The organism is Cryomorpha ignava (assembly GCF_010686655.1).
GTDB classification, from domain to species: domain Bacteria; phylum Bacteroidota; class Bacteroidia; order Flavobacteriales_D; family Cryomorphaceae; genus Cryomorpha; species Cryomorpha ignava.
Map to the genome: position 1 here is coordinate 1 of NZ_JAAGVY010000093.1, position 4,272 is coordinate 4,272.

At 35.3% G+C, this 4,272-nt stretch carries 1 protein-coding gene; it reads left to right on the forward strand.

Annotated elements, in window-relative coordinates; translation table 11 throughout:
* A partial coding sequence (locus tag G3O08_RS20360) for a DUF6443 domain-containing protein (protein WP_204336973.1) occupies positions 1-4,272 on the forward strand: 4,272 nt, incomplete at both ends.

Here is a 4,272-nt window from a genome sequence, read left to right on the forward strand (position 1 = left end):
AACTTTAATTTATAATGGGCAAGGTCGAAAATTTAACGAAACGGCTACTTGTGTTGGCTACGGATGGCAGTTAGATATAGGCTCTTCTTTGAAGAGACAAGTTAATGGAATGCCCGATGACGTGCCATATGAGTATTCTGCATTTCACAATTTTAAATATACAAGAGGATTTTTAAACCATAATTTAGAAAGTTCTAATATAATTGATAATGGTGGCAACGACTTAATAACAAATGCTGGCAAAGGAGCACTTGATTTTCAACCAGATATTTTTCATTATACCCTTCCTGGTTCGTCATCTAAATTCTCTTTGGCGCGAGGAAGTGCACCATGCGATGGTGAAGTAATTGGTGACGCTGTGGAATATCAAAAGACTTCGAATAATATTACAACTAATTATTCTCTGATTGATAATCCCAATAACAGTACTGATTATGGCTGTTTTGATTTTTTTCTAGATATAGAAGGATTTACAATTAAAAATGAAAATGGTATAGAATATACCTTTCAAAAAGGTGATAGAATTTTGAGCCAAGCTGCTATTGATAGCCCGTGTGAAGATGACGCAACCTGTAAGCGACCAATTGAATATTTTGACACTTGGTCTATCTCCCAAATTAAAAATTTACATGATGATGTCTTAGCTTCATTTCAATACGCTAGTAACAGTCATCCATATTCACAAATTAATCGAGCGGTATCAATTTCACATTTCCCCGCAGATGTTTCGCAAAATTCTTCCAGAACGGAATACGATGAATCAATTGATTACGTGAAATTCATTAACAGAATAGATTTTATTAAAGGCTATATTCTTTTTACAAGAAGTCAAAATTCCGATGGGTATCCTTATCTAGAAAAAATTGAGTACTTTACAAACAGCGATGACTTGATTGGAAAAGTCAAGTTTGAGTATGATCATACTATTGGCTCGGAGTTTACATTGCAAAATATTCAATATTTAAATTCGGATCTAGTTGTATATAATAAAATAGATTTTACTTACAGAGATGGAGTAACGCGTCAGATCAATAATAATGATTTCGACCATTGGGGTTATATAAATGGAATAAATCAAAATGCTACAGTTCCCTTGTCATTTGATGGCCCTAATCTAGGAAATTTGAATCAAGCAAATAGGTCATCTAATTTAAGTACAACTGAACATAGGATACTAAAAGACATACAATATTCAAACGGTAGTAAAGAAAGTTTTGAATATGAGCTAAATCAATTTGGGAGATTAGCGGGTCAGACGATTGATTTGCCACAACCTATTACTAAAACTTATACTGCCGGCTATAATGAAGTATCAAATTGGATCGAAGATGTATCAAATCCAGATGGTGGATATTACACTTGGGTAAGTTTGGCTGGCTCAAATTTTAATTATTTGGAAGTGGAAACAGACCAATATGTTAATTTCCAAATCAATCATGACGGTTATAACTATACTGATCCCTATAATGATTGTGATAGACGTATTGAAGTTAAGATTGTAAAACACTATACGGGAAATCCTCCTACATTTATCTTATCTGATGACGACAATGATATCTATCTTGAAGAAGGTACTTATCTGATATATGCCCGTCAAACTGTTAATGAATTGCCAACTAATATAACTACAAATATCTACCAAGAGTGTCCGAGTCAGTACACGATTTCATTTGATTATCCCAACGGACTAACGGCGGGCGGATTAAGAATAAAAGCTGTTACTAAAATAGATGGGAATGGCAGCAGATATCTAACCCGTTACAAATATGATAGATTTGATGAACCAGGTGTTTCAAGTGGAATATTACTAACACCTTACATTTATCATGCATGGATTCAAGAAAACTTGAGTGGAAGTAGCCAAGGTCCCAATCCCTACGGGATTGGCACTGCAAGTAACATGATAAACAATCTTTTATTTCAAAGCGGACCAGTAATGTATTTGAATGTTGAAACTGAGACCATCGGTTATGACATTAATGGTTCAACTATTTCTTCATCAGAGACTATTGGAAAGTCGCGAACAACATTTAGGTTTGCAGATAACGCGTATTCAAATAGAACGTATCCATACGCTCCTATTCAAATTCCAGATAACACCTTCGGTATACCCCAAAAACAAGAAATCTATAATGCAGATAATAAAAAAATAAGCGAAATAATATATTCTTATGATTTTTTAAGAGATAATTCAAATTTCTATGTAATTTTTGGTGAAATTGAAGGAACCAAGTTTGCCTTGCGTAAATTGAACTGGAGCGTTCCTCAGTCCACATTAAGTAAATACTATGCTCGCCAATCGTATACTTTGGACTCCAAGTTCTTCTATCTAAAAACAAAAATAGTAAGAAACTATGATGAAGAAGAAAATCTAATTGAAGAGAAAGAAACTGCTTATGATTATAGAAGTGACGGAATTCATCTTAAACCTATTCAAATTACCTCAACCTTGCCTAATGGCAGCCAGTCAATAATTAGGAATAAGTTTATTGGTGATTTTCCGTTCACCCAATCTAACGCTCCGCAAGGTGCTTATGCAGGCACGATACAAACACTATGGCGAAATAAGCTCTATTCTCTACCAATAGAACAAGCGATTTTTATCAAGAAATCTGGAGATGTAGAAAAACTCCTTACTTCAAGGATGATTTTATATGAGTCTACTAATGGAGTAGATATACCAATAGCCAAACTCCGTAAATCTACAAAATTGGAAGAACCACTAGCTAATTATGAAATGTCACATAAAATTGATATGGGAAATGAAGATGATGAACTTTACATTCCAGAAGTGCTTTCAGATGATATTGAATTCACAATAGTTAATGATAATAATCTCGTCGTTGAAAGTAGAAATAGCGATGACCTTTATAATTCTCTACTCTTGAATCATCAAGCTGATGGGACTGTGGCAAAAATTTATGATGGAAAGTTAGCTAATTCTCGTTACACTTCTTTCGAAGACGACGATTTTTTTGGAGGTTGGAATATTAGTGAAGAAAATATTGTAGACGCACCAGATTTCAGCTATGCACTAACAGGAGATAAATATTACAATCTAGGAACAGTTGATGGAAATGATGGGGATTTTGATTCGGGTAATTTATTACCAAAAGGGAAATATATATTAAGCTATTGGTCTAAAGGAAATGTTTCCACTTCTTACGGTTCTGGAAGCGTTGAATTAGAAAATTCAAGCTTTTCCGAGGGCGATTGGAATTACAACGAAAAAATTATTGAATGGACTTCTAACGATAATTCTATTTCAATAACTGGAGATGGAAATATTGATGAGTTGCGTCTTCACGAGCTTAATGCTACAATGCAAACCCAAGGCAACTTCGCAGATGGAAAATTAAAGTATGAAAGCTCAATTACAGGGAATGTAGTAACATACGAATACGACGTCAAAGGTCGATTGGAATGGGTTCTTAACCGCAAACGAAACGTGATTGAACATCATCAATATGGAGAAAAAGAAATTTCAGATCCAAACAGTTATAATAAACATACTCTATATACGGCAAAAGATGCAGCTCGAACCAAAACTAACATCAGGACTGCAGGCGAACAATATGTTGCTAAGCATATAGAGTTTACAGATGGGTTGGGAAGATTCAGGCAAGCTATTGATTTCGGAGTTTATAATTATGGAACTAAGCGGGTTTCATTTGTTGAATATGATTCATTTGGACGTTCACTAACAAAGTATTTACCTTATTATTATGCAGATAACGAGTCTGATACAGATTATATTCCGGATGCTTCAAGTCAACAATTAAATTATTATTCAAACCAAACTGATCCAAACGAAGAAAGTACAGCTCCGTTTGCCATAACTAAAGTTGAAACAAGTCCACTACAGCGCCCCACCGAGATAGGAGGAGTAGGAGAAGAACTACAACCTGAAAATGGGCACGGTACGCAGATAGCATATGGATGGAACACTTCTTCCGATAATATTAGAAAATGGCAGTATGATGCTTCTAATGCAGCGGCTTACGGTGATTCTCATTATGCTCCGAATGAACTCCGTAAGGAAACCATTACAGATCCCGACGGCAGAATAATATCATTATTTACCGACGCACGCGGACGAAAAGTTGCAACTACTATGGTAGCAGAATTGCGTCTGGATGGAGCGAGAGCTTACACCGGCAATGTAGGAAGTGGTGGAACTTTAATTGAAAAGAAATTAACCAGTTATACAGTCTATGATGATTTTGGTCGGGTGGTATTTGACATTCCTGCCAAAGCAATGGAAGAACTTGA